The sequence below is a fragment of the Petralouisia muris genome, assembly GCF_004793545.1.
GTDB lineage: Bacteria > Bacillota > Clostridia > Lachnospirales > Lachnospiraceae > Petralouisia > Petralouisia muris.
Window position 1 is genome coordinate 71,328 of sequence record NZ_SRYA01000001.1, and the last position, 22,149, is coordinate 93,476.

Consider the following 22,149-nt stretch of genomic DNA (forward strand, 5'->3'; position numbering starts at 1 on the left):
CTATTAGCTGCGGTATCCATCCGGATTCATGCTCTGCCATCTCCAGGAATCTTCGCACATCCGGTCAATGCCAAACTCAGCCTCCCAGTCCAGTTCTTTCTTCGCTTTGGACGCATCGGAATAGCAGGTGGCAATATCTCCGGCCCTTCTCGGCTTGATTTCATAGGGAATCGGCTTGCCGCAGGCTTTCTCATAAGCCTTGACCACATCCAGCACACTGTATCCGTTTCCGGTTCCAAGATTGTAAATATTCACGCCGGACTTATCCTCAATCTTCTTCAAAGCCTTCACATGGCCTTTTGCCAGGTCAACCACATGAATGTAATCACGCACTCCTGTTCCGTCCGGCGTGTCGTAGTCATCTCCAAACACTCCAAGACATTTTAATTTGCCCACTGCAACCTGTGCAATGTAGGGCACCAGGTTATTCGGAATTCCCTTGGGGTCTTCGCCGATAATTCCGCTTTCATGAGCTCCGATGGGGTTAAAGTAACGAAGCAACACCACATTCCACTCCGGATCTGCCACATGGAAATCCGTCAGAATCTGCTCCAGCATTCCCTTTGTCTGCCCATAAGGATTGGTAATCTGCCCTTTGGGGCATTCCTCTGTAATGGGGATGATTGCCGGATCGCCGTAAACCGTTGCGGAAGAGGAGAAAATGATATTTTTCACTCCATGCTTGCGCATCACATCGCACAAAATCAATGTTCCGGTAATATTGTTATGATAATATTCCAACGGCTTCTGTACGGATTCCCCTACCGCCTTCAGCCCTGCAAAATGAATGACGCTGTCAATTTTTTCCTTGTCAAAAACCTGGCTTAAGGCCGGCGCATCTAAAATATCCACCTGGTAGAAAGGCACCTTGGCTCCAGTAATTTTTTCCACTCTTTTAACCGCTTCTTCACTGGAATTTACCAAATTATCCACAACTACCACATCATAGCCTGCATGAATTAACTCGATGCAGGTGTGGCTTCCAATATAGCCTGCTCCGCCTGTTACTAAAATTGCCATAATGATTACCTCCTGTCCATAGTCTGCACACCATTGTGCAAAAATTGCATTGCATCCCGGAGAGAACGCCCTTCTCTCTTCATGACAAAGTATAGCACAATCCAATATTTTAGTAAATACTAAATTTATTTTACTATATTTTTAGTAAAACTTTATCTTTTACAACAGCTTAAGATATGAACCACAACTTTCGTCATCGCCGCAGCTGTGAATCGCAGCAGCTTTCTCCCGCTGATACTTGTTTTACTCAAAGCTGATTCCACTGATTTCTCTGACAATTTCCTTCAACTGTTCCCATTTCTCTTCCATATCCGCCATCAGCTTCATCTGTGTGCGGCACCGATCCAGATTGTGCCCTTCCCGGTGTATTTTGAAATACACGTCTCCTTTCAGGTAATCGGTCAGGAAACGGATTCCGTTTTCATAAGTCATCACCTTTGCCCCCATAGGAAGCATGGCAATTTCCATATCGGTGAGATTTCCTTTGCAGCCTTTCAAAAATCCTTCCGTATAGATACGAAACAATCTTAAATCACAGCTTACTTTCGACAAATCCCGCTCGTCTTCTTCTCCGGTGCTGGCGCCAAACCGGATTGCGTCTCCGAAATCATTGACCGCAAGCCCCGGCATCACGGTATCCAGGTCTATCACGCAAATCCCCTTTCTGGTATCTTCGTCTATCATGATGTTATTCAGCTTGGTATCATTATGAGTTACCCTAAGAGGCACTTTCGCTGCCGCCAGCATATCGCCCAGCACACAAGCCGTCTCTTTTCTGGCGCGGAAAAATTCAATTTCCTTCGCCGCATTTTTTGCCCTGCCGCAGACATCTTCATCCACCGCTTTCAAAAACGCCTCATACCGGGCTTTCGTATCATGGAATCCGGGAATTGTCTCATGAAGGGTTTCTGCCGGATAATCTGCCAGAAGCTGCTGAAAATTCCCAAAAGACAGCGCGCTTTCATAAAAATCCTCCTCCCGTTCCACCCTGTCATAGCTTATGGCGTTTTCAATCAGATAATACATACGCCAATACTCTCCCCGGGAATCCAGGTAATAAGATTTCCCGTCTCTGGCGGGAATCACCGTCAGTGTTTCCCGCATAACGTCTCCGCCGTTTTCCGCGATTTTCTTTTTTAAAAATTCTGTGACGCCCACAATATTTTCCATCACTTCCTCGGGACTTGAAAAAATACTCCGGTTCATCCGCTGCAAAACGGCTTTTTTTTCTCCCTCCACCAGAAAAGTATCGTTAATGTGTCCGCTGCCAAAAGGACGCACTTCCCCTCTAATTCCCTCCAATTCAAAGTGACTAACCGCTTCTTTTGCCTGTTCCTGCATTTCCTTCTCCTTTTTTTCGAAATTCTTAAAATTCTTCCGGATACAACCCTTTCTTCTTCAATTCTGCAATAGCGTTTACCACCATTTCTTTATCTTCTTTATAAGTAACGCCAAACCACTGATCCCTGGAATTCAGCACCTGTACGCTTGCCTTCCCTTCCCTGAGCAGGCTTCCCACTGCCATAGGCAGATAATATTCTGCTTTCAATGGGTTGTTGGGCAGCTCTTCCTTCAGGAAAGTCTCAAATCCCAGTTCCAGTTCTTTTAAAATACTTTCGGAAAATCCCCAGATATTCATGGAAACTGTGCTGTCCATGGAAATCTCTGTCCAGGTAGCGCCGTCATCTTCGGTATACACCGCCTGATCGCCCCGCTTCTCAATATGGGTCCGCTCACAGATTTCCGTCAGAAACCCTTCTGGGTCTGTCTCACAGACTCCCCTTGCCACATGACCGTTTTCCGTTAAGGTATTTTTCAAATCATATCCCACCATGGCGTAACGGTACTTTTCATCATCCTGATGGCTGGTCAGATAATCGTAAATTGCCTTGTAAGCATGCTTTCCGTAATAATCGTCTGCGTTAATCACTGCAAAGGGACCGTCCAGCACATCCTTGCAGCACAAAATCGCGTGTCCTGTTCCAAAGGGCTTTTCTCTGCCTTCCGGCGCCTGTATGCCTGCAGGTATTTTATCCAGTTCCTGAAACACATATTCCACCTGCATTTTCTCGGAAACACGATTGCCGATGGATTCCCGGAACACTGCTTCGTTGGCCTTCTTTATGATAAACACTACTTTTTCAAAGCCTGCTTCCACCGCATCATAAATGGAGAAATCCATAATAATGTGCCCCTGGGCGTCCACCGGATCAATCTGTTTTAATCCGCCGTAACGGCTTCCCATACCTGCTGCCATAATTACCAATGCTGGTTTCTTCATAATTTCAAACCCTCCTGATTTTAATTTCTTCTGTTGTCTATCATGATAATACAAAAAAAATATTCTGTATTTGCACAATATTTTTACTTTTTTGCACTATTTTATGTTAAAATAAAATACCTGGATCGATTGCCGCTTCCTGCTTCAGAATACTATTTCAGGCAGACGCAATTCAAAAAACGCCTGCAATTCAAAATACAACTCAACGGCTGCTGCGCAAAGGCCGGAAAGGACAATCTATGGACTTTTACAAATACCCTCTTACAAAATTATTTGAAATCCCGCAAATCGTTACCATCCACTATTTTGAATACAGCAGGGATTTCATATTTGACGGGGAATCCCATGATTTCTGGGAATTTCTCTGTGTAGACAAGGGTGAGGTGACAGTCACAGCAGACCATAGAACCCACAGACTGAAAAAAGGAAACATTATTTTCCACAAACCCGGCCAGTTTCATTCTGTGGCTACCAATGGGGTCATTGCGCCCAATCTTGTGGTAGTTTCTTTTGTGTGCCATTCCCCTGCCATCTCTTTTTTTGAAGATAAAATCTTGCCTTTGGGTGAAGCGGAACGCAACCTTTTGGCAACCATTCTTGCAGAGGCCAAAGATGCATTCCTGACTCCTTTAGACAATCCCTATACACGCCAGCTTTCCGGCAACCCCGGCCAGCGCCCCGGCTCTGAACAAATCATACAGCTGTCTTTAGAGCATTTTCTTATTTCTTTATACCGCAAAAGCTGTCAGCCTGCTTCTGACGCCCGCCTGAGCAAATCCGTCAAATTAAAACAGGATGACGAAACCTTCCAGCACATTATTGCTTATATGGAAAGCCGCTTAACGGGAACCCTCACGCTGGAGCAAATCTGCCGTGACAACCTGATTGGCGTCTCCCAGCTGCAAAATCTGTTCCGCAGTAAATGCGGATGCGGCATTATTGAATATTTCTCCCGGATGAAAATTATCCGGGCAAAGGAGCTGATTCGGGAAAAAAATATGAACTTCACCCAGATTGCCGACTTTCTGGGGTATAATTCCATCCACTATTTTTCCCGGCAATTCAAAAAAATAACCGGAATGACGCCTTCGGAATACGCCCTTTCCATTCAGGCCTTTTCCAAATAGTGTCATTCCGGCGTTTGTGAGGTAAACGAACCATCAGGTCTCCTCCCGGCATTCTTTGTTGCGATTCATTCTTCGTTTTGCGCCGGGTCCCTCCTCATGGTAACCATCAGGTCTCCTCCCGGCATTCTTTGTTGCGATTCATTCTTCGTTTTGCGCCGGGTCCCTCCTCATGGTAACCATCAGGTCTCCTCCCGGCATTCTTTGTTGCGATTCATTCTTCGTTTTGCGCCGGGTCCCTCCTCATGGTAACCTAAACTCTTGAAAGGTATTCTCCGGTTCTTGTGTCGATTTTGATTACGTCTTCCTGTTCCACAAACAGCGGAACATATACGGTTGCTCCGGTTTCCACCACTGCCGGCTTAGTTGCTCCGGTTGCAGTGTCTCCCTTAAATCCAGGCTCTGTTTCGGTAATTTTCAATTCCACAAACAATGGCGGCTCTACGGCAAACACACTGCCGTTATGGGAGCACATTTTTACCATTTCATTCTCTTTGACAAACTTCAGCGCATCCCCAATGGCTGCGGAATCCAATGCAATCTGTTCATAGGTCTCAACATCCATAAAATGAAACAGATCGCCGTCAGAATATAAGTACTGCATGTCCGCTCTGTCAATACGCGCCTGAGGACATTTCTCAGTAGGACGGAATGTTTTCTCCACTACGCCGCCGTTCTTGATATTTTTTAATTTTGTTCTGACAAAAGCTGCACCTTTTCCCGGTTTTACATGCTGAAATTCAATAATCTGAAAAATATTATTTTCTAATTCAATCGTAATACCATTTCTAAAATCTCCTGCTGAAATCATTGGATTTTCCTCCTTAAACTACATTCGGGCGCAATCCGCCCATGTGCTTTCTACATTCTATACTATAATGGCAGATTTTTCAACCTTTTTTTCCTGTTCATCCACACGAAACATTCTCCTGCCGCCGGGCTTAACCGAAAAAACTTCAAACAAGACATCTGTCACCGGCTGCAGAGTCCCCCTTCACTTTCTTCTATTTCGGAAATCATGTCTACCCGCGTCTGATGCCTTCCTCCCATAAATTCCGCTTCCAGATAAGCCTTCACAATATCTTTTGCTTTCTCAGGCCCTACGATTCTGGCTCCGAAAGCTATCACATTTGCTTTATTATGCTCCTTGATCAAATGAGCGGTGGTAGTATCGGAACAAACGCCGCAGCGGATTCCCTTAATCTTATTGGCGGCTAGGGAAATTCCCACTCCTGTTCCGCAAATCAGAATTCCGCAGTGTGCTTCCCCTGCTGCAACAGCGCGTCCTACTTTCTCCCCATAAACGGGATAATCGCAGCTTTCTGTACTGTCCGCTCCAAAATTAATGACTTCATGCCCCAGATCTTCCACAAACTTTATGATTTCTTTTTTCAAATCAATGGCGGAATGATCGTTTCCAATTGCTATTTTCATGGTGCTCCTCCTTTACAAACAAACCTTCCCTATTTCATTTTTTCCTATGATAAAAAAACAGTACAATTCTTTCCAGATACCGTTTTAATACAATCTGAATCTCTTCCTTTGGGTGAATGGGCTTCGTCAAAATTGTACGGATGCCTGCCCGGTTTGCCCCGTACACATCTGTAAAAATCTGATCTCCCACAAACAAGGTATTGTCCTTATTGGTTCCCATCAATTCCATGGCCCGCTCATAACCGGAAACTTTCGGCTTGCCTGCCTTAAAAATATACTGCACCTGCACCTCATCGTTAAACATTTTCACCCTGGGTTCCTTATTATTCGACAACAGGCAGCACTGATAGCCCAGCTTCTTCAACCGGGCAAATAATTTCTTTGCAGGCTCATCGGCCGGTGCGCCGTGAGGTACAAGGGTATTGTCCACATCAAAGATAATTCCCCGATACCCTTCCTGAAACAAACGCTCGAATTCTATCTGATATGCGGAATCCAAATATTCATTGGGATAAAATTTTTCTAACATTCCGTAACTTCTCCTGTGCCAATAAATTTCTGTCTCACTTAACCTGGCGTTTTGCAGGTCCCACGACCATCCTTATTGTGGAAGCCGAAGGTTTTCACAATAAAATCCAATCTTGCTTAATTGTCCAAAATCTTCTTCAGCTCATCCATAAAGGTATTGACATCTTTAAATTCCCGGTAAACGGATGCAAATCTTACATACGCCACCGGATCCAGCTCCTGAAGCCGGTTCATCACAATTTCCCCTATCTCCGAACTGGAAATTTCTTTTTCCTCCCGGCTGAAAATGTCCACTTCCACGGTATCCACCAACTGGCTGATCAAATCCACAGATACCGGACGCTTGTGACAGGCGCGGAGAATTCCCGCTTCCACCTTTGCCCGGTCATACTGCTCCCGGTTGTTGTCCTTCTTAATTACAATTAAGGGAATTGTCTCCACTTTCTCATAAGTAGTAAAACGCTTCCCGCAATCATCGCAAAGCCTTCTTCTGCGGATAGAATAATTGTCATCCGCAGGCCTGGAATCTATGACCCGTGTGTTATCGCTGCTGCAATATGGACATTTCATGATATCGCCTCCCCAATTTTATCTATTGCAATTTATCATTTCTTTCCGTATTTTTCCTTAATCTCATGCAGTTTATAATTTCTTTCAGTATATCTTTCTTTTTTTTTATTGTCAACAAAATTTGCAAGATTCCCCTGCTACAGCCAGCGTCAGCAGGCAGCTTTACTCCCAGTTTCGAATCATGAATGACATTGCCAGCCTGATAGCGGCAAACCCCAGAGCAATCAAAAAAGCCTGTCTGTAACCCCCTGTCTGCCAAAACAAATTCCCACCAGACAGATCCCCACATAAAATAATCCAGCAGAGCCATTTCCGCTCATTTAGAGAATTCCCATGGCAGCAACAGAAGCAACGAATACTGCCCGCAATGTCTGGATACAGTCAATCCGATCCGACGCCATTCCTGCCAGAATCCGTCCAAAGGTATTAAACAGAGCCAATACAGAAACCACTTTTCTCCTCTTCTGACAGAATCAGCGCTACAGGTTCCTCCTCCAGAGAATCCAGGTATATCCACCCCTTTGCATAAGGCGGATAAGGATACTGATAGCGGAGAAACTTTTTTCCAACGCTGTTTTCTATGCACTCCATCATCCTTTTGGTCAGTGATTTTGGAAATAACCTGTCATGATGAGACGTTAGATAACTGTCAAATTCCAGGTTCTGAATCTGTGCCAGAGTGGCATACTGTTCCTGCCCTGACAAATGATTCTGAAAATTCAAGCACATCACCGGAGTTAAGGCGTCTCCCGACAAAAGCAGCTTCATCGAGGGAATCCATACTCCAACAGAACCTGCCGTATGCCCTTTCAGGGGAATTATTTGGCACTCCATCCGTCCAAGATCAAAGCTTTCAAATTCCAGAGGAATGATACATTTCCATTCTTTTGGCGGAACCAAAAAGGGCCGGGCGCCATTCCCGGCCAAATCCAGAATCCAGCGGTTCAATGTTTCCGTATCATAGCTTTCTAAAATGGAAAAATCCGGTTTTGGAAAATACACACGCTCAAACTGGCTGTTTCCTCCTATATGGTCAAAGTGCCCATGGCTGTTTATCACCAAAAGAGGAAGTTCTGTCACGCTTTTCAGCGCTTTCCCCATATGGTCAATTCCGCAGCCGGTATCAAACAAAAGAGCCTTCTTACCTCCCACTACCAGATTCGCACAGCATCCTGCCTGATCCTTTAATACATACACATTCTCTAATACTTTTGTGATCCTAATCATATGTCCCCAAGAAAAGGACTGCCGCATTCTGGAATATGAATGCAGAAAACACCTTCCCGTCTCATATTCCTTCCTGGGGCAGCCCCGATTTCTCACCTTTTTATTTTACGAATTAAAAATTTCTGAAAAGCATCCACGCCTACGCCTACATAAAACACTCCGGCCGCCATGGCAATTCCAATTTGTATAGGGAGCGTCCTCAGTTCTGAAAGTTTCATCGGCCCCATAACGGTAAGTCCGATTGCCCATCCGCAGAGCCAGGCAGGGGTATAAAACACTGCCGGAAACGTTTCTCCGATGAGAACCGCAGCGCCGCCCAAAAGAAACAGGGTAAAATATAATTCCAGATTGGGATGCAGGGCCAGAACTTCCATTACCCAGATTGCAGTTACCGCCCATACATCGCCGGCAAGAAAACCTGCGGTAATCTTTAATGCGTCTTTTCTTTTATTTCCATTTGCCACATAAAGGCCGGCGCATATCAGCGCAACCGCGCCTACGTCAACGCCCAGATACGGCGCCGCCACTGCCCAGATGGGCGGCATAAAGGCAATGCCCAACGCCAGAGTCAGCATATTTATTTTCTTTTGTTTTTTCTCCATATGCCTTGTCTTCCTTTCATCTGGCTACCACGAAAAACCGCTCCATACTGGTTTCCCGGTATATTCTTTTAACCTTTCTTCCCCGTTCAGCACACGGACTGCCCCGGCAGCCATTGCTTCCATTTCAAACTCTCCCGGGTAAGCAGTAACCGGCGCAAGAAAGGAACAGCTTTCCGTTATCTGCCGCACTAAATCATCACTGTGCACCATGCCCCCGCCAAGCAGTATTCCGTCCACCTTTCCATGGAGAACCGCCGCCATAGCGCCAATGCATTTTTCAATCTGGTAAATCATGGAATTCCACAGCATTTCTGCATATTTATCCCCCTTCTTTACCCGCTGAGTCAGTTCCACTGCATCTGAAATTCCTACATGGCTGACAAAGCCGCCGGTCCTGGTACAAAGTTTCTTCATCTCTGCCGCATCCAGATGATTTTTCCCCATATACTCCAAAAGATCTGCAGCCGAAACGCTTCCGCACCTTGTAGGAGCCATAGGCCCTTCGCCGCCTACAATGTCATATCCGTCCACCATCCGTCCCTGGCGGTGGGCAGATACGGAAATTCCTCCGCCAATATGGCATACTACATAATTGCAGTTTTCATAAGCTTTTTTCAGCACATTTTTGCTGTGTCTGATTGCCGTTTCCTTTAAATTTAATGCGTGCAAATGGATGATCCGGTTCACTCCCTGAATGCCTGTCATCCTTGCCAGATCCTGAAGCTCATCCACATCCGGCGGATTCACTACCATGGCCTGTTTCCCATACTTCACGGCAAATTCATTGGCAAGCTGGGAACCCAGGGCAGCCGGGTGGATGACGCCGTTGGCGCATGTCCTGGCATGTTTCAGCATCAGTTCCGACACTCCATAGGTTCCTCCCTCCATGGCAAGAAGACCGCCGCCTCTTCCCACAAACACATCCACCTCTTCCAGTGAAATCCCCGCCTCCTTCAGAAGTTCCAGGATCATATCCCTCCGGTAAGGAAGCTGATCCGGAATCGTCTGATATTTTGAAAGCTCTGCGGCGTCATGGGATACATTTTTTGTAAAAACGCATTTCTCCCCTTGAAATAAAGCGATTTTCGTAGAAGTAGAGCCGGGATTTACCGCCAAAACCTTATATTGTTTCATTTATTTTCTCCTTTTCATTCTCCCGACGCCCGCACAGCGCTGATTACAATATTTCCTTTGATTTCAGAAACGGGAGCTCCTCTGGAACAGTCGCATACCACCTTGTTGAATCCCTGCATCATAGGGCCGTAAGCGTCTGCATGCCCAAACTGCTGAATCAGCTTCACTCCAACGTTTCCCACATTCAAATCCGGCCAGATTATGATATTCGCTTTGCCTGCCACCTTGCTCTCCCGCTTCACCTTTTTCTCCGCTACCGCTGGCGAAACTGCCGCGTCAAACTGAAACTCTCCGTCAATGGCAAGATCCGGCCGCTGTTTTTTCGCAATCTCCAGCGCCTGAACTACTTTATCAATCAATTCCCCCTGGCCGCTTCCCAAGGTGGAATAGCTGACCATGGCGCACCTGGGCTCCCAGTCCAGTAAGGCTTTGACCGTATCGCAGGCAGAAATTGCGATATCCGCCAGCTGCTTTGCATCCGGATTAGTGCACACGGCGCTGTCGCCCACCGCAAGAAGCGTCCCTTCGCTTCCCGCAAATCCCGGAATATCGCACAAGCCGATACTGGAAACAGTGCTGATGCCTTCTTTTAATCCAATGATCATCTGCCCCGCCAAAAGCACATCCCCGGTGGTATTGTCAATGCCCGCAAAGGTTACGTCCACTTCTTCCACTGCCTGCATTACCATGGCGTAATATAAAGGATTCTGCATCCGCCGGTTTAAAGCTTTTTCCTTTAAAATTGTCTGGGGAAGGGCCACGTATTTTTCAATCAGCTTTTTCTTATGGTCTTCTTCGCCGATATCCACAATTTCAAACACACTTTCCTCATAACCTCTTTCCCTGGCCGCTTCTCTGATCTCACCGCCGTTTCCCACAAGAACAGGGATAATATAACCTTCACGCCCTGTTTCATAGGCAGCCTGCATCATTTTTTCATTCATGGCTTCCGGAAACGCAACCTTTCTGGGGTTCCCTTTGGCCTTTTGGTAAATTTCATCCAATACTCCCATTTTTACATTTCCTCTTCAATCAGGTTTACCAAATCACCAATGGTTGCACAGCCGCTTGCGTCCGCCAGCATCAGTTCCACATCCAGCTCATTTTCAATCTCAGCCACAAGAGCCACCATCTGCACGGACGCGCCGCCTAAGTCTTCTTTGAATAATGTTTCCATCGAAAGGTTTGCTGCCTCCTGCTTATAAGATGTCGCCACCATATTGATTACCTGTGCTTCTAATTCTTTTCGTTCCATTTTACTTATTCTCCTTTTTCAAACAATCTATTATTTATGCTTCATCAAGGTCAAACACCACTGTCTTAAAGCCGCCTTCCCGTTCAAACACAGCCGCATGGCAGTTAAGGGGAAGTTTTGCGGACAATTCCGCCCTGTTTTTCTTACTGACGCCCCGGACAACAGCGTTCAGCCGTGTACCTTCTTCAAGTTCCACTTCGCCGTAGGCGTACTTGCCTAACTTTTTATATTCCGGCTTGGAAGAAAGAGCCGCTGGAAGGACAATCGAATGCAGCTTTGCTTTTCCGCTGATTTCATACCACTCCGTTTCATAATTGCCGCATGCATTGCAGGCGTATACCGGGGGAAATTCCACATTCCCGCATTTGGGGCATTTCCGTCCCATAAATTTTCCTTCTTCCAGTCCCTCATAAAACTTCTGGACTACTTTTTCTAACTGAATGCTCATGAAAGCGCCTCCTATCCTTCTAATGTACGAATTACAATTGCAGCCACATTCTGGGCCCCGCCGTATCCCCGGAGCATCGCAGTCCTGGGCGTCTGCTTCACCTGATGTTCTCCGCACTCGCCCCACATCTGTTTGCATGCCTCGTACACGTCTGCAAGGCCAGAAGCTGCATGTGCATGTCCAAAGGATGTCCGGCCGCCGTTGGTGTTGATGGGCTTGTCCCCATCCCATGCGGTGCGTCCATCGCAGATATACTTCCAGCCTTCTCCGTATGGAAGGTAACCTGCAATCTCTGCAGACACCAAATGGGAAGTAATGATAAAATCGTTGGCATAAAATAAGTCCAGATCTTCTCCTGACAATCCGGTTAATTCATAGACCTGCCGCACTGCCTCTTCCGTTGCCCGGACTTCAAAATGGGGAGTTGTGGCTTCGCAGGCTGCGCTTCCAATTCCCAGCACTTCAATGGGCCTGTGTTTTAAATTCTTTGCAATCTCAGAAACCCTCTCCGTTGCGCACACAATCGCTGCGGCTGCCCCGTCGCATTTCAGCTCGATGCCGCCGGCGCGGAGAAAATCTCCCATCCGCGGATTGTATGGAGAATTCATATATTCTTCCAGTGTCATGCCCGCTTCTTCGGCAAGGGCTTCATAAGTCTTTCTCTCAATTGCCAGGGGATTGACGGAAGCATTTCTTCTGTTGTTAATGCACATCCAGTTTAAGGTCTGGTTCATCTGTTCTGACGTAATGCCTCTGGTTCTGACATACCACTCTGCCGCATCATCATAAATCAGTTCCTGGCCCGCCATCAGGCTTCTGGTATAGGTACGGTCATAGAGCCATGATGTAGTTTTTAAGAACTTATCCATGGTCATCTTATCTCTTTTATAGGGATGTTTCGGAGATTCCACATTGTCTGCCGGCGACGGCGTGCTGTCCCCAAATTCCACTGCCCCGGTAAGCACACAGTCATATTTTCCGGAAGCTACGGCATTCACTGCCTGTTCAATGGCAAGATATCCGGTGCAGCACGCCTCAGAATGATGAATAGAGCCCTTCCCCTTCATTCCAAACCAGTTGGCAACCTGCACATTCGGCGTCAGATAGTTGGAGCCGTTTAAAGGGCTGGCTTCCCCATGAAAATAAAAATCCACATCTCTCGGATTCACGCCGGCGTCTTCCATTGCCTTCAATGCCGCATACCCAAACATTTCACCCTCTGTCAGCCCGTCCGTTTCGGGGTGATCTACCGTGTACATAAACGTAGTGCAGCCAACGCCGATAATCGACACGCTTCTTCCATACTTTCCCAAAGTACCCATAATTTTTCTTCCTTTCCTCTCTTTTGATATCATCAGTATAGAGAATTTTCTGCTTTGATTCATCGTGCCTGCATCCAATCTTTTCCTCTGCCAGCCTGATTTTTCGTGCACACGCACAATTCTGTTTGGGATATAATAAAAGCAATGACAATAAGAAACCATTCACACGCCACAAAAGCGAAAGGAACGCCTCTATGGAATATATACAGTTACTTAGCCATTTAAAAGAACAGGGATATGGTTACCATATCTACGGAAACTCCCTGCTGGATCCGGATTTGATTCATGCGCGTATCCTGACAGAGCAGAACCATGCTTATTCTCCATCCACCTTATATTTGGCGCCTGCCCGCCTGCTTCCGCCTCCCGATCTGGACAACTCCATCATCTTGTTTTGCCTGGAGCAGTCTGCCAATTTCCAGCAGTATGAAACAAGCGCCTTTCAGGTTGCGGCCTTTGAGCCGGGAATCTCCCAGGGAGAATTTTTGAACTTTATTTTAGATTGTCTTACCGAAATCCAGCAGATTACCTCCGGCATGCATATTCTGGTAAATGCTTTATTTTCTGGAAACGGGCTTCAATATTTAATCGACACAGCCACAAACATATTTGGCAATCCCATTTATGTGATTGATCTGCAATATAAATATCTGGCTATGTCTGCCGGAATTGTGCCTGACAATATTTTCTTTCAGGAGGAAAGCGCCACCGGATACATCAGCGAAACAGGAATTCAGCATATTACCAGAAATAACCTGGATGAAAAAGTACAGAAGACAAACCACGCCTATTACCATTACAATGAGTTAATCCAGAAAGGAATGCTGATTGATACAGTAGAAATTCAGGGAGTGGGAATCGGACATGTGATGATGCTGGAATCGGAACATGAGTTTTACGATTTTGACAGAGAATTTTTCCATCGATTCAGCAAGCTGATATCCATGGAATTGCAGAAAGACTCCTCTTTCCGGCGGAACAAAGGCGTCATGTATTCTTATTTTTTAATTGATTTAATCAAACATCCAAAGAAAAATACCAACCACATCCAGGAACGCTTAAAAGCTATGGGATACAACCTGAAGGAAACCTTTTACATTATTGCCATTCCCACCGTGGGATACAGCACCTCGGATTTGAAAATGGAAGTAATCCTGGAGCGGATGAAATTTATCTTATCTGGAAGCATTTACGTGATTTACGAAAATACGATTGTATTCCTAATCAGCCGAAACCTGAACCAGCGTTTCAGCGACTATGAAATGAACCAGCTGGAAAACTACCTGAACGCTAATAACCTGAAAGCGGGCATCAGTAATTTTTATCAAAATCTGGAAGACACAGCCTGTTTCTATCAACAGGCCGTGTCCGCCGTGCTTCTGGGAATAAAACTGTCTCCCGCTTCCTCTGTTTACTATTTCAGCGATTACTACCTCTACAAAATGTTAGAAACTCTGGAAAGGGAAGATCCCCAGATCCAATTCTTAATCCAGCCCGGCCTGATGAAGCTGTACCTTTACGACAAAGAACACGGCACAGACTTCATGGATACTATAATAGAATTTCTAAAGCATCCCGGCCAGCCTGCAAATATTGCGGATGCACTGCATATCCACAAAAACACGCTGCTGTACCGCATGGGAAAAATCAAACAGATTACAGGCTGCGATTTTGTGGAAGGGGAGGAATATATGAATTACAACCTGTCTGTAAAAATTATGAAATATCTGCACCTCATCTAATCTGGCTTGGGAACAGGCTTATTTTCTTTTGCAGGGAATAGGACGTTTCGGGCATTTGGGCTTAATTGTCCCTGCCCGGACAACAGCGTCCTCCTCACAGGCTTCCATGCAGGCTCCGCACTGGATACATTCTTTTTGATCTATTACATGCACAAATTTCGCTTTTCCCAGAACCGCATCCTCTTCACAGGCGTCTATGCACTCTCCGCATCCGATGCATTTTTCTGCAAGGATATGATACGTCATAAACTTCCTGCAGACTCCGGCCCGGCATCCTCTCCTGCCGATATGATCTTCAAAATCCTCCCGGTAACTATCAATTGCAGCAAGAACAGCCGCTCCAATCTCCTCCCCTGTCTCACAAAGAGACTGGCTCTTCATCATTTGGCAAAGTTCCTGCATCTGCGCCAGATCTGTGCTTTTTCCCTTTTTCTCTGCGATATCTCCAAGCATCAATTGAAGCTGGGTGACGCCCTCATATCCAAATACGCATTTGCCGCATCCGGCGCATTCATTTTCAGAAACCAGTTTGCATATCGTATCCACAATGCACTGGGTATCCTTTAAATTATTGATCTTATCCAGCATACTCATACAGACGCCTCCTAATACTCATTCCATAATTTCGGCCTGTGAAGCATAAGCCGCAAATCACACTGCAGGCACCGGCTGGCTTCACACTGTGCCTGTTCACAGGTCATGGACTCTTCCACAAGGGTGAAATCCTTTGCCCTTGCCGACGCCTCTGCCACTTCCGGCTCCACCCGCTCTAATCCTGCAAATCCATCTGCCTGTCCCAGATAAGGAGAAGGTTCCTCTTCCTCTAAAAGCCGCTCGCTGATATCTCCGTCACCGCCCAGATACAGATCCATCTGCTGTGCCGCTTTCCGTCCGGCAGCTATCGCTTCAATTACCGATTTGGTTCCTGTCACAACGTCTCCTGCTGCAAACACGCCTTCCATGCTGGTATGTAACTGCCCGTCTGTCTGGATATAGGGGCCATGGGTCAGATCAAGCTCCATCTTGTCTGTGCCCTCCGGCTTCTGCCCCACGGCAAAAATTACCTGATCTGCAGCAATCACCTGATTGCTGCCTTCCACTAATTCTGTCACTGCTTTTCGGTTCTCATCAAAATAGAACCTGGCAATCTTCTGAATTTCCACTCCTTCTGTCTTGTCCGTTCCAAGAATCCGAAGGAAAGAATAGGCTGCGTGAAGAATAATCCCTTCCTGCCGTCCTTCCTCGATTTCCTCCGGGGTGGCTGTCATCTGATCTTCCCTTTCCAGACAGGCCATGTGAACTTCTTTTGCACCCAACCGAAGCGCTGTTCTGGCACAATCATAGGCCACATTTCCGCCGCCTAGCACCATCACTTTCTCTCCTACCGGAAGAGGCGTCCCTTTCCTGGCCTGCTTCAGGAACTCTGCATTGACATATACTCCAGGCAGATCATTCCCTTCTATGGGAAGTTTCGTTCCCTGGTGCGTCCCGATGGAAACCAGAGCCGCATCATAGCCCTGGGCCAAGAGTTCTTTCGGACTGTCTGCAGACACTCCTGTTTTCAGTTCAAAGCCTGCTTCCAGCATCGTATTGATTTCCCGATCCAGCAGCTCATCCGGCAGCCGATATGCCGGAATGCCGTAACGGCACTGGCCTCCTGCCTTTTCATTTTTCTCAAACACTGTCACTTCATGGCCCTTTTTTGCCAGATAATATGCGGCTGTCAATCCTGCAGGACCTGCGCCGATAACGGCTGCTTTCTTTCCTGTGGCTGCATCTTTCCGGACATGCCGCTTCCATGCGCCGTTGTCATTTGCGGCAGCAGAACGTTTTAGCTTACAGATTGATATTGGGGCGTTCAGTTCTCCCCGCTTACATTCTCCTTCACAGGCATGGGTACAGACGCTTCCAAGCGTCTCCGGGAACGGAACTTTCTCCCGCACCACCGCTGCTGCTTTTCCAAACTCCCCGTCTTTGACATAGCGGACATACCTGGGAATATCAATATGGGCCGGACATGCGCTCCTGCAGGGTACGATATTTTCTGCGTAAGAACGCTCTTCTTTCATAATTTTCACCTGATCCATAATAGAACCGGTGGGACAGACCTCAATACATGCGCCGCAAAACCGGCACCCTGCCTCCTTCAGAGACTTTCCGTCTGGAATCCCCGCCCGAACGCCTGCCGGAGTCCGGATATAATCCAGCACCTTTACCCCTCTTAGCTCCTGGCAGGCACGGATACATCTTCCGCAGCGCACACATCTGGTAAATAAATGAGAAACCAGCGGATTGCTGTCATCATTTGCCACACTTCTGGATTTCTTTCTCCACCCCTCTGCACTGACGCCCAAATACTGGTACATGGACTGCAATTCACATTTTCCATATTTGGGGCATCCGGTGCAATCTGCCGGATGGGTTGCAAGAATCAGTTCCATGGCCATCTTCCGCACCTTTGACGACTCCGGGCCATTTACCGTAATCTCCATTCCATCTCTGACTTCTGTTTTACAGGCAGGCACGGCGCCTGGTTCCCCTGCAATTTCCACAGAGCACAACCGGCATCCGCCTTTTGCCTCCAAATCCGGATGGCTGCACAGGTGGGGAATAAAAACGTCCCCCTGCAAGGCAGCATCCAGTATATTCTGTCCTTCCTTTGCTTCAATTACTTTTCCATCAATGGTAATTTTCATATTAGCTATCATTCCTTAATATTCAAAATCATACTCTTTCTGTTGGATGCAATTCTTTAATATTCAAAATCATCCAGTTCTGCAGCTGCATGTTCTCCTGCAATGCGCCCGCTGTTCAAACAAAAGCCCATTGTATTTCCGGACAGGATAAAGGGATAGCTGTCCCCGAAAATATTGCATGCGTCTGTTCCCACACAATACAGACCCGGAATTACTTTGGCGTCCTGGGTAAGGACCTGGGTCTTATGATTAATTTTCACGCCGCCTAAGGAACCATAGGCTCCTACGTTCTGCCTGCAGCAATAGAAAGGCGCTTTGGCAATTGGCTGCATATATCGCCTGTCTTTTTCGAATATCTCATCAAAGCCAGCTTCACACATCTCATTGTATTCTTCAATCTGGGCCGTCAGTCCTTCCACATCGATTCCGGCTTTTTCTGCCAGTTCTTCAATGGTATCTGCCTGTACAATCGGTTCATAGCCTTCCGCCAAATCCCGTTCCCACTGTTCGTCAAAATGATCATACAGATCATGGGGATGTACATGGGAGACAATATCGGGACCTTTTTTCTTGTATTTTTTCAAAAGCTTACTGTCAAAAATGGAAAATGCTATGCTTCCCGGCTGAGCTGTAATGGCGTTTCCGGTAAATGTTGTATTCCCAATCTGGTCCTCCGGCATAAACCGTTCTCCATTCCGGTTCACCCACAGGCAAGGCTGACGGAATGCTCCGTCCAGGATAAAATGATTCATGTTATCCGGAAGCTGATACATCAGTTCCATGCTGCAGGGCTCTTTTCCAGCTCCGGCTTCCCATGCCATTTTCAGTCCATCCCCCTTCATCCCCGGAATAGCAAAGTTAAAAATAGTTTTTCCAAACTCATAGCCTGTCTCTTCCTGAATCATCTTCGGGTTATCTCCAAATCCTCCCGTTGCGATAATTACGGAATTAGCCCTTGCCTCGATCTCTTCTCCCTCTTTTGTCTTTGCCAAAACGCCTACTGCTTTCCCTTCTTCCATAAGAATTTTGGAAACAGGAGTCTCAAACAGAAATTCCACACCCAGTTCCGTTGCATGCTCTGTCATTTTTTTTGTCATGGAAGTTGCTGCACGGGGACCGGGAACTCCGCCGCCTTCCGGCTTGCATACATGCCAGGTAAATTCTCCGTCGGAATATGCCCTGGTATCCTCCGGGGCGCTGAAAGCCCGCTGCACTCCAACAAATTCCACGCCCATATCCATCAGCCAGTCAATGGTATCCCCTGATTTAAAATAATAATCTCTCACCATACGTGCATCCACACGGTAATGCGTGAAATACATATGTTTCCGGAACGCCTCTCCCGGCGTCAGGGAAATCATGTGCTCCCTCTGTATCCTGGAACCTATTCCCAAAGGTCCCATTCCCATATTGGCCGCTCCGCCTGTGGTGCTTGCTTTTTCAAAAGTCAATACCTGCGCTCCGTTTTCTGCTGCCGCAATACTTGCTGCAAGGCCGGATAACCCTGCTGCTACTACAATTACATCTGCTTTCATCTGTTTCATCGCGATACCTCCTGTTTTCCCGGTCATTAAATTGCCTGGAACTGTTTCTCTTTATATTTCTCCAGCTTTTCCTGTACAATCTTACGATTTTCAGGATTGGCGTAGAATCCGCCCTGGGTATGTGCAATCTCCTCTAAATGCTTTGCGCGCCCTTCTACGGTAGTCCTGTCTTTTAGCAGGCCGTCCTTCTGGATGACAAACTTCCATTTTCCTTCCTCTGTCTGTTCCAGTGTTCCCCCTGCGCCGCATACCTGGCATTCAATCGGATAGTAAAGCCCGTCCCATTGTTTTTCTCCTAACGCCAGCGCATTAGAGTGGCAATTAGGGCACCAGCCCATATCTTCATCTCCCAGCCACTTCCGATCTTTAACCGGAGTATTGACTGCTGCCATAATATGCTCCCCCAGCTGCCTTGCCCGGGCAATCAGCCCAGCATCCAACAGGCATTGGGCCAGACCTGGCACTCTGGCAGCCAGAATCATATCAACCACTTTCATGTCTGTGGTAAACATGGTCGCCTGCAGGCCCTCCAACGCCATAGACTGCCAGGAACGGGTAGAACCGCCCACTGCAATCAGCCCGGCCACTCTGTCCTTATGCTCAATGGCGCCGATTGTCTCCAAAAACGCCGTCTCATAGCTTAAACTCCGATGGGCAAAGGTGAGATACGCGCTTGCCGGCATCAAATCGTAAGTGGGAACAGAAAAAATGACAGCATCCTGTGCCAGCATAACGTCCATGATTTTTTTCTTATCGTCTTTCTCATCCAGGACACATCCCGTACTTTTTCCCTGAGACATTCCCATGGTACAGGAGGTGCACCCGGTACAGTCCAGGATGTTGTAGTCCTTCAAATTAATCATAGTAACTTCAGCGCCTGCTTCTTCACAGTACATCAGCGCTTCTTTCAGCAGTATCTCACTGTTGCTGTTCTTTCTGCCTGCTGCGATTCCCATTACTTTTACTGACATATTAATTCTCCTTTTTGCTTATCTTTCTTTGGCTAATCTATCTATTTATAATTATATTGGATTGTCTATTTTTTAACATCGTGTGCCATCCCCAAATTTAATGGAAATCTTTTTTTCATTTTGTGTCGGCGCACAAACTATCCAGAAGGCCTGCAACAACGGAAGGCCTAATGAAAAACTAAAAAAAGAAAAGGGGCTGCCGGAATATGACTGGCTTCCCACAACATATGGTTGTTAGAATTTCATTTTCCGGCAATCCCTTTTCTTTTCCAAAGATTATTTCGGCGGCTTCGGCTCGGGTACTTCCACCAAAATAATGTCCGGTCCGATTTTTACCACCTGGTTCCAGGGAATCACAAGCTCGCTTTCCCTTCCAAACAGCCCCCAGAACCTTCCGCAACCTGGAATAATCAACGCCAGAATGCATCCGTTGCAGGGATCAATGTCCAAATCCACCACAAATCCCAGGCACTTACAGTTACAGACATTGATGACTTCTTTTTCTTTTAAATCACATAAACGCATAATATCCCCCTGCTTTATTCTATGCCGCAGGGGGATATATGTGCAATTATATATGAAATTTAGGATAGGCTTACAATACGTTTTTGGTAGCGATAATATCTACCCCGGTGCCTGCCACGTCAGAAATAATCACATCCCCGATATGTACCGGCGCCTGAACCTTTACTCCCTTTAAGTCCTTCATAATGTCGAAGATTTTTCCCTTCGGAATATCTTCTTTGGTTTTTACAGATACCGCTGCAAGGCTTCCGCCCTCTACGATAACAGAACTTGTCACAATTCTGGTGGGATTGGTTACTTCTTTTCTGGCATATACGTCACCGCGCTTGCAGGTATTTCCGCTTACGCTTACTACCTCGCCATTGTTCATTTCTACCTTCAGCGGACATCCCATGGGGCATCCGATACAAATTAATTCTCTTGTTTCCATAGATTTATGCCTCCTCAATTTTTACAGTGATCTGGGACAGATTTGAAAATGCAGCCAGTTCTTCTTTCTTTAATACCACTTCTTCCATTTCTCCCGGAGCTACCACCGGACGTTTTTTGTGAATAATGCGTTCATCATTCAGATATACGGATACATAGCAGTTCTTGTATACATCGCCTACACGGAAACGAACGGTATGCTTTTCATCCATTCTGTCCGGATTAATGGTCTTAGGCACAGTGTAACGGGCTCCCTCCACTGCAACAATTGGAACATCCTTTGCACTGGATTCTTTATGCTTTGCGCCGTTTAATACATATTCTGCAGCATGTTTTCCGGCAGCGGACGCTTCCTCAGAAACGAAATCCACCAAATCATGTACGTGAAGCACGTTGCCGCATGCAAATACTCCTTCCACGTTAGTTTCCAGGCATTCATTCACCAACGGGCCTGAGGTCACAGGGCTCATCTCAACGCCCAGGCTTCTGGATAATTCATTTTCAGGAATCAGGCCGCAGGATAACAACAGCGTATCGCAGGTATAACGTTCTTCCGTGCCAGGTATCGGCCTTCTGTCCGGGCCTACTTCTGCAATGGTGATCGCCTCCACTCTTTCTTTTCCTTCAATATCAACAACGGTATGGCTTAATTTCAGAGGAATTCCGTAGTCATCCAGACACTGTACAATATTTCTCTTTAATCCGCCGGAATAGGGCATTAACTCTGCCACCACTTTTACTTTTGCGCCTTCTAATGTCATTCTTCTTGCCATAATCAATCCGATATCGCCGGAACCCAGGATTACAACTTCACGCCCCGGCATATAGCCTTCCATGTTCACCAGACGCTGTGCCGTGCCTGCAGAATAAATACCGGCCGGGCGGTATCCGGGAATATTCAATGCGCCTCTGGAACGCTCCCTGCACCCCATGGCAAGAACGATTGCTTTCGCCTGAATCTCAAACATTCCTTCTTCCCGGTTCATTGCCGTTACCACTTTATTGTTGGCAATGTCCATAACCATGGTGTTCAGCTTGTATTCAATCTTTTCTTCTTCTAACTGTTCGATAAATCTTCCGGCGTATTCCGGCCCAGTCAGCTCTTCCTTAAATGTGTGAAGTCCAAATCCATTATGAATGCACTGATTCAGGATACCGCCCAGTTCTTTATCCCTTTCCAAAACCAAAATAGATTCTACTCCGTTTCTTTTTGCTGATACGGCTGCTGCAAGTCCTGCAGGGCCGCCGCCTACTATTACGATATCATAATTTAACATGTTCTTTCCCTCCTGCTTTG

24 protein-coding genes are annotated in these 22,149 nt (G+C 46.6%); 2 read left to right on the forward strand and 22 right to left on the reverse strand.

What is annotated here, in order from left to right:
* Nucleotides 1-3: 3 nt before the first annotated feature.
* The 3 genes from galE to E5329_RS00340 form a co-directional block, all read right to left on the reverse strand.
* Complete coding sequence (gene galE, locus E5329_RS00330; protein WP_135987591.1) at nt 4-1,020, reverse strand: UDP-glucose 4-epimerase GalE; 1,017 nt, start codon at nt 1,018-1,020, stop codon at nt 4-6.
* A gap of 243 nt (nt 1,021-1,263) precedes the next feature.
* A complete protein-coding gene (locus E5329_RS00335; protein ID WP_135987592.1) occupies nt 1,264-2,361 on the reverse strand; it encodes a phosphotransferase enzyme family protein in 1,098 nt (365 codons plus the stop codon).
* 25 nt (nt 2,362-2,386) lie between these two features.
* A complete protein-coding gene (locus E5329_RS00340; RefSeq protein WP_135987593.1) occupies nt 2,387-3,301 on the reverse strand; it encodes a nucleotidyltransferase family protein in 915 nt (304 codons plus the stop codon).
* Between the two features lie 239 nt (nt 3,302-3,540).
* Here E5329_RS00340 and E5329_RS00345 point away from each other — a divergent pair, with 239 nt between their 5' ends.
* Entirely contained in the window at nt 3,541-4,428 is an 888-nt protein-coding gene (locus tag E5329_RS00345; RefSeq protein ID WP_135987594.1) for a helix-turn-helix domain-containing protein, read from the forward strand.
* A 250-nt stretch (nt 4,429-4,678) separates the two neighbouring features.
* Here E5329_RS00345 and efp read toward each other — a convergent pair whose 3' ends face one another.
* The 12 genes from efp to E5329_RS00405 form a co-directional block, all read right to left on the reverse strand.
* Nucleotides 4,679-5,236, reverse strand: a complete 558-nt coding sequence (efp, locus tag E5329_RS00350) for an elongation factor P (protein WP_135987595.1) — start codon at nt 5,234-5,236, stop codon at nt 4,679-4,681.
* A 161-nt stretch (nt 5,237-5,397) separates the two neighbouring features.
* Nucleotides 5,398-5,859, reverse strand: a complete 462-nt coding sequence (gene rpiB, locus E5329_RS00355) for a ribose 5-phosphate isomerase B (protein WP_135987596.1) — start codon at nt 5,857-5,859, stop codon at nt 5,398-5,400.
* A gap of 34 nt (nt 5,860-5,893) precedes the next feature.
* Complete coding sequence (locus E5329_RS00360) at nt 5,894-6,388, reverse strand: YqeG family HAD IIIA-type phosphatase (RefSeq protein WP_135987597.1); 495 nt, start codon at nt 6,386-6,388, stop codon at nt 5,894-5,896.
* Nucleotides 6,389-6,504: 116 nt separating this feature from the next.
* Entirely contained in the window at nt 6,505-6,957 is a 453-nt protein-coding gene (nrdR, locus tag E5329_RS00365) for a transcriptional regulator NrdR (protein WP_135987598.1), read from the reverse strand.
* A 320-nt stretch (nt 6,958-7,277) separates the two neighbouring features.
* Nucleotides 7,278-7,409 carry a hypothetical protein gene (locus E5329_RS30295; RefSeq protein ID WP_275442877.1) on the reverse strand — a complete coding sequence of 44 codons (132 nt, stop codon included), beginning with the start codon at nt 7,407-7,409 and terminating at the stop codon, nt 7,278-7,280.
* Nucleotides 7,384-8,184: an MBL fold metallo-hydrolase gene (locus E5329_RS00375; RefSeq protein WP_135987599.1), complete on the reverse strand. Its 801-nt coding sequence runs from the start codon at nt 8,182-8,184 to the stop codon at nt 7,384-7,386. Before E5329_RS00375 ends, E5329_RS30295 begins: the two co-directional genes overlap by 26 nt.
* Nucleotides 8,185-8,276: 92 nt before the next feature.
* Complete coding sequence (locus E5329_RS00380; protein WP_135987600.1) at nt 8,277-8,786, reverse strand: DUF1097 domain-containing protein; 510 nt, start codon at nt 8,784-8,786, stop codon at nt 8,277-8,279.
* 24 nt (nt 8,787-8,810) lie between these two features.
* The gene (gene buk / locus E5329_RS00385; RefSeq protein ID WP_135987601.1) at nt 8,811-9,920 is read right to left on the reverse strand and encodes a butyrate kinase; all 1,110 of its coding nucleotides are present in this window, start codon (nt 9,918-9,920) and stop codon (nt 8,811-8,813) included.
* A 14-nt stretch (nt 9,921-9,934) separates the two neighbouring features.
* Nucleotides 9,935-10,933: a phosphate acyltransferase gene (locus E5329_RS00390; protein WP_135987602.1), complete on the reverse strand. Its 999-nt coding sequence runs from the start codon at nt 10,931-10,933 to the stop codon at nt 9,935-9,937.
* Nucleotides 10,934-10,935: 2 nt separating this feature from the next.
* Nucleotides 10,936-11,175 (reverse strand): acyl carrier protein, encoded by a 240-nt coding sequence (locus E5329_RS00395; RefSeq protein ID WP_135987603.1) that lies wholly within the window; start codon nt 11,173-11,175, stop codon nt 10,936-10,938.
* 34 nt (nt 11,176-11,209) lie between these two features.
* On the reverse strand, nt 11,210-11,623 hold the full coding sequence (locus tag E5329_RS00400; RefSeq protein WP_135987604.1) for a Zn-ribbon domain-containing OB-fold protein: 414 nt from the start codon (nt 11,621-11,623) through the stop codon (nt 11,210-11,212).
* Nucleotides 11,624-11,634: 11 nt separating this feature from the next.
* Entirely contained in the window at nt 11,635-12,945 is a 1,311-nt protein-coding gene (locus tag E5329_RS00405; protein ID WP_135987605.1) for a thiolase family protein, read from the reverse strand.
* Between the two features lie 194 nt (nt 12,946-13,139).
* On the opposite strand from E5329_RS00405, the gene E5329_RS00410 reads away from it, so the two are divergent.
* Complete coding sequence (locus E5329_RS00410) at nt 13,140-14,687, forward strand: PucR family transcriptional regulator (RefSeq protein WP_135987606.1); 1,548 nt, start codon at nt 13,140-13,142, stop codon at nt 14,685-14,687.
* An 18-nt stretch (nt 14,688-14,705) separates the two neighbouring features.
* On the opposite strand, the gene E5329_RS00415 is transcribed toward E5329_RS00410, so the two are convergent.
* The 7 genes from E5329_RS00415 to E5329_RS00445 all read right to left on the reverse strand — a co-directional run bounded on the left by E5329_RS00415 (nt 14,706) and on the right by E5329_RS00445 (nt 22,129).
* Complete coding sequence (locus tag E5329_RS00415; protein WP_135987607.1) at nt 14,706-15,281, reverse strand: NADH-ubiquinone oxidoreductase-F iron-sulfur binding region domain-containing protein; 576 nt, start codon at nt 15,279-15,281, stop codon at nt 14,706-14,708.
* A gap of 11 nt (nt 15,282-15,292) precedes the next feature.
* Nucleotides 15,293-17,383: an FAD-dependent oxidoreductase gene (locus tag E5329_RS00420; protein WP_135987608.1), complete on the reverse strand. Its 2,091-nt coding sequence runs from the start codon at nt 17,381-17,383 to the stop codon at nt 15,293-15,295.
* A gap of 56 nt (nt 17,384-17,439) precedes the next feature.
* Nucleotides 17,440-18,927, reverse strand: coding sequence for an FAD-dependent oxidoreductase (locus E5329_RS00425; protein ID WP_135987609.1), 1,488 nt, complete (start codon nt 18,925-18,927; stop codon nt 17,440-17,442).
* 26 nt (nt 18,928-18,953) lie between these two features.
* On the reverse strand, nt 18,954-19,898 hold the full coding sequence (locus E5329_RS00430; protein ID WP_135987610.1) for a flavodoxin family protein: 945 nt from the start codon (nt 19,896-19,898) through the stop codon (nt 18,954-18,956).
* A 276-nt stretch (nt 19,899-20,174) separates the two neighbouring features.
* Entirely contained in the window at nt 20,175-20,423 is a 249-nt protein-coding gene (locus E5329_RS00435; protein WP_135987611.1) for a YlmC/YmxH family sporulation protein, read from the reverse strand.
* 70 nt (nt 20,424-20,493) lie between these two features.
* Nucleotides 20,494-20,853, reverse strand: a complete 360-nt coding sequence (locus E5329_RS00440; protein WP_135987612.1) for a DUF1667 domain-containing protein — start codon at nt 20,851-20,853, stop codon at nt 20,494-20,496.
* A gap of 4 nt (nt 20,854-20,857) precedes the next feature.
* Nucleotides 20,858-22,129 (reverse strand): NAD(P)/FAD-dependent oxidoreductase, encoded by a 1,272-nt coding sequence (locus E5329_RS00445; RefSeq protein WP_135987613.1) that lies wholly within the window; start codon nt 22,127-22,129, stop codon nt 20,858-20,860.
* Between the last annotated feature and the right edge of the window lie 20 nt (nt 22,130-22,149).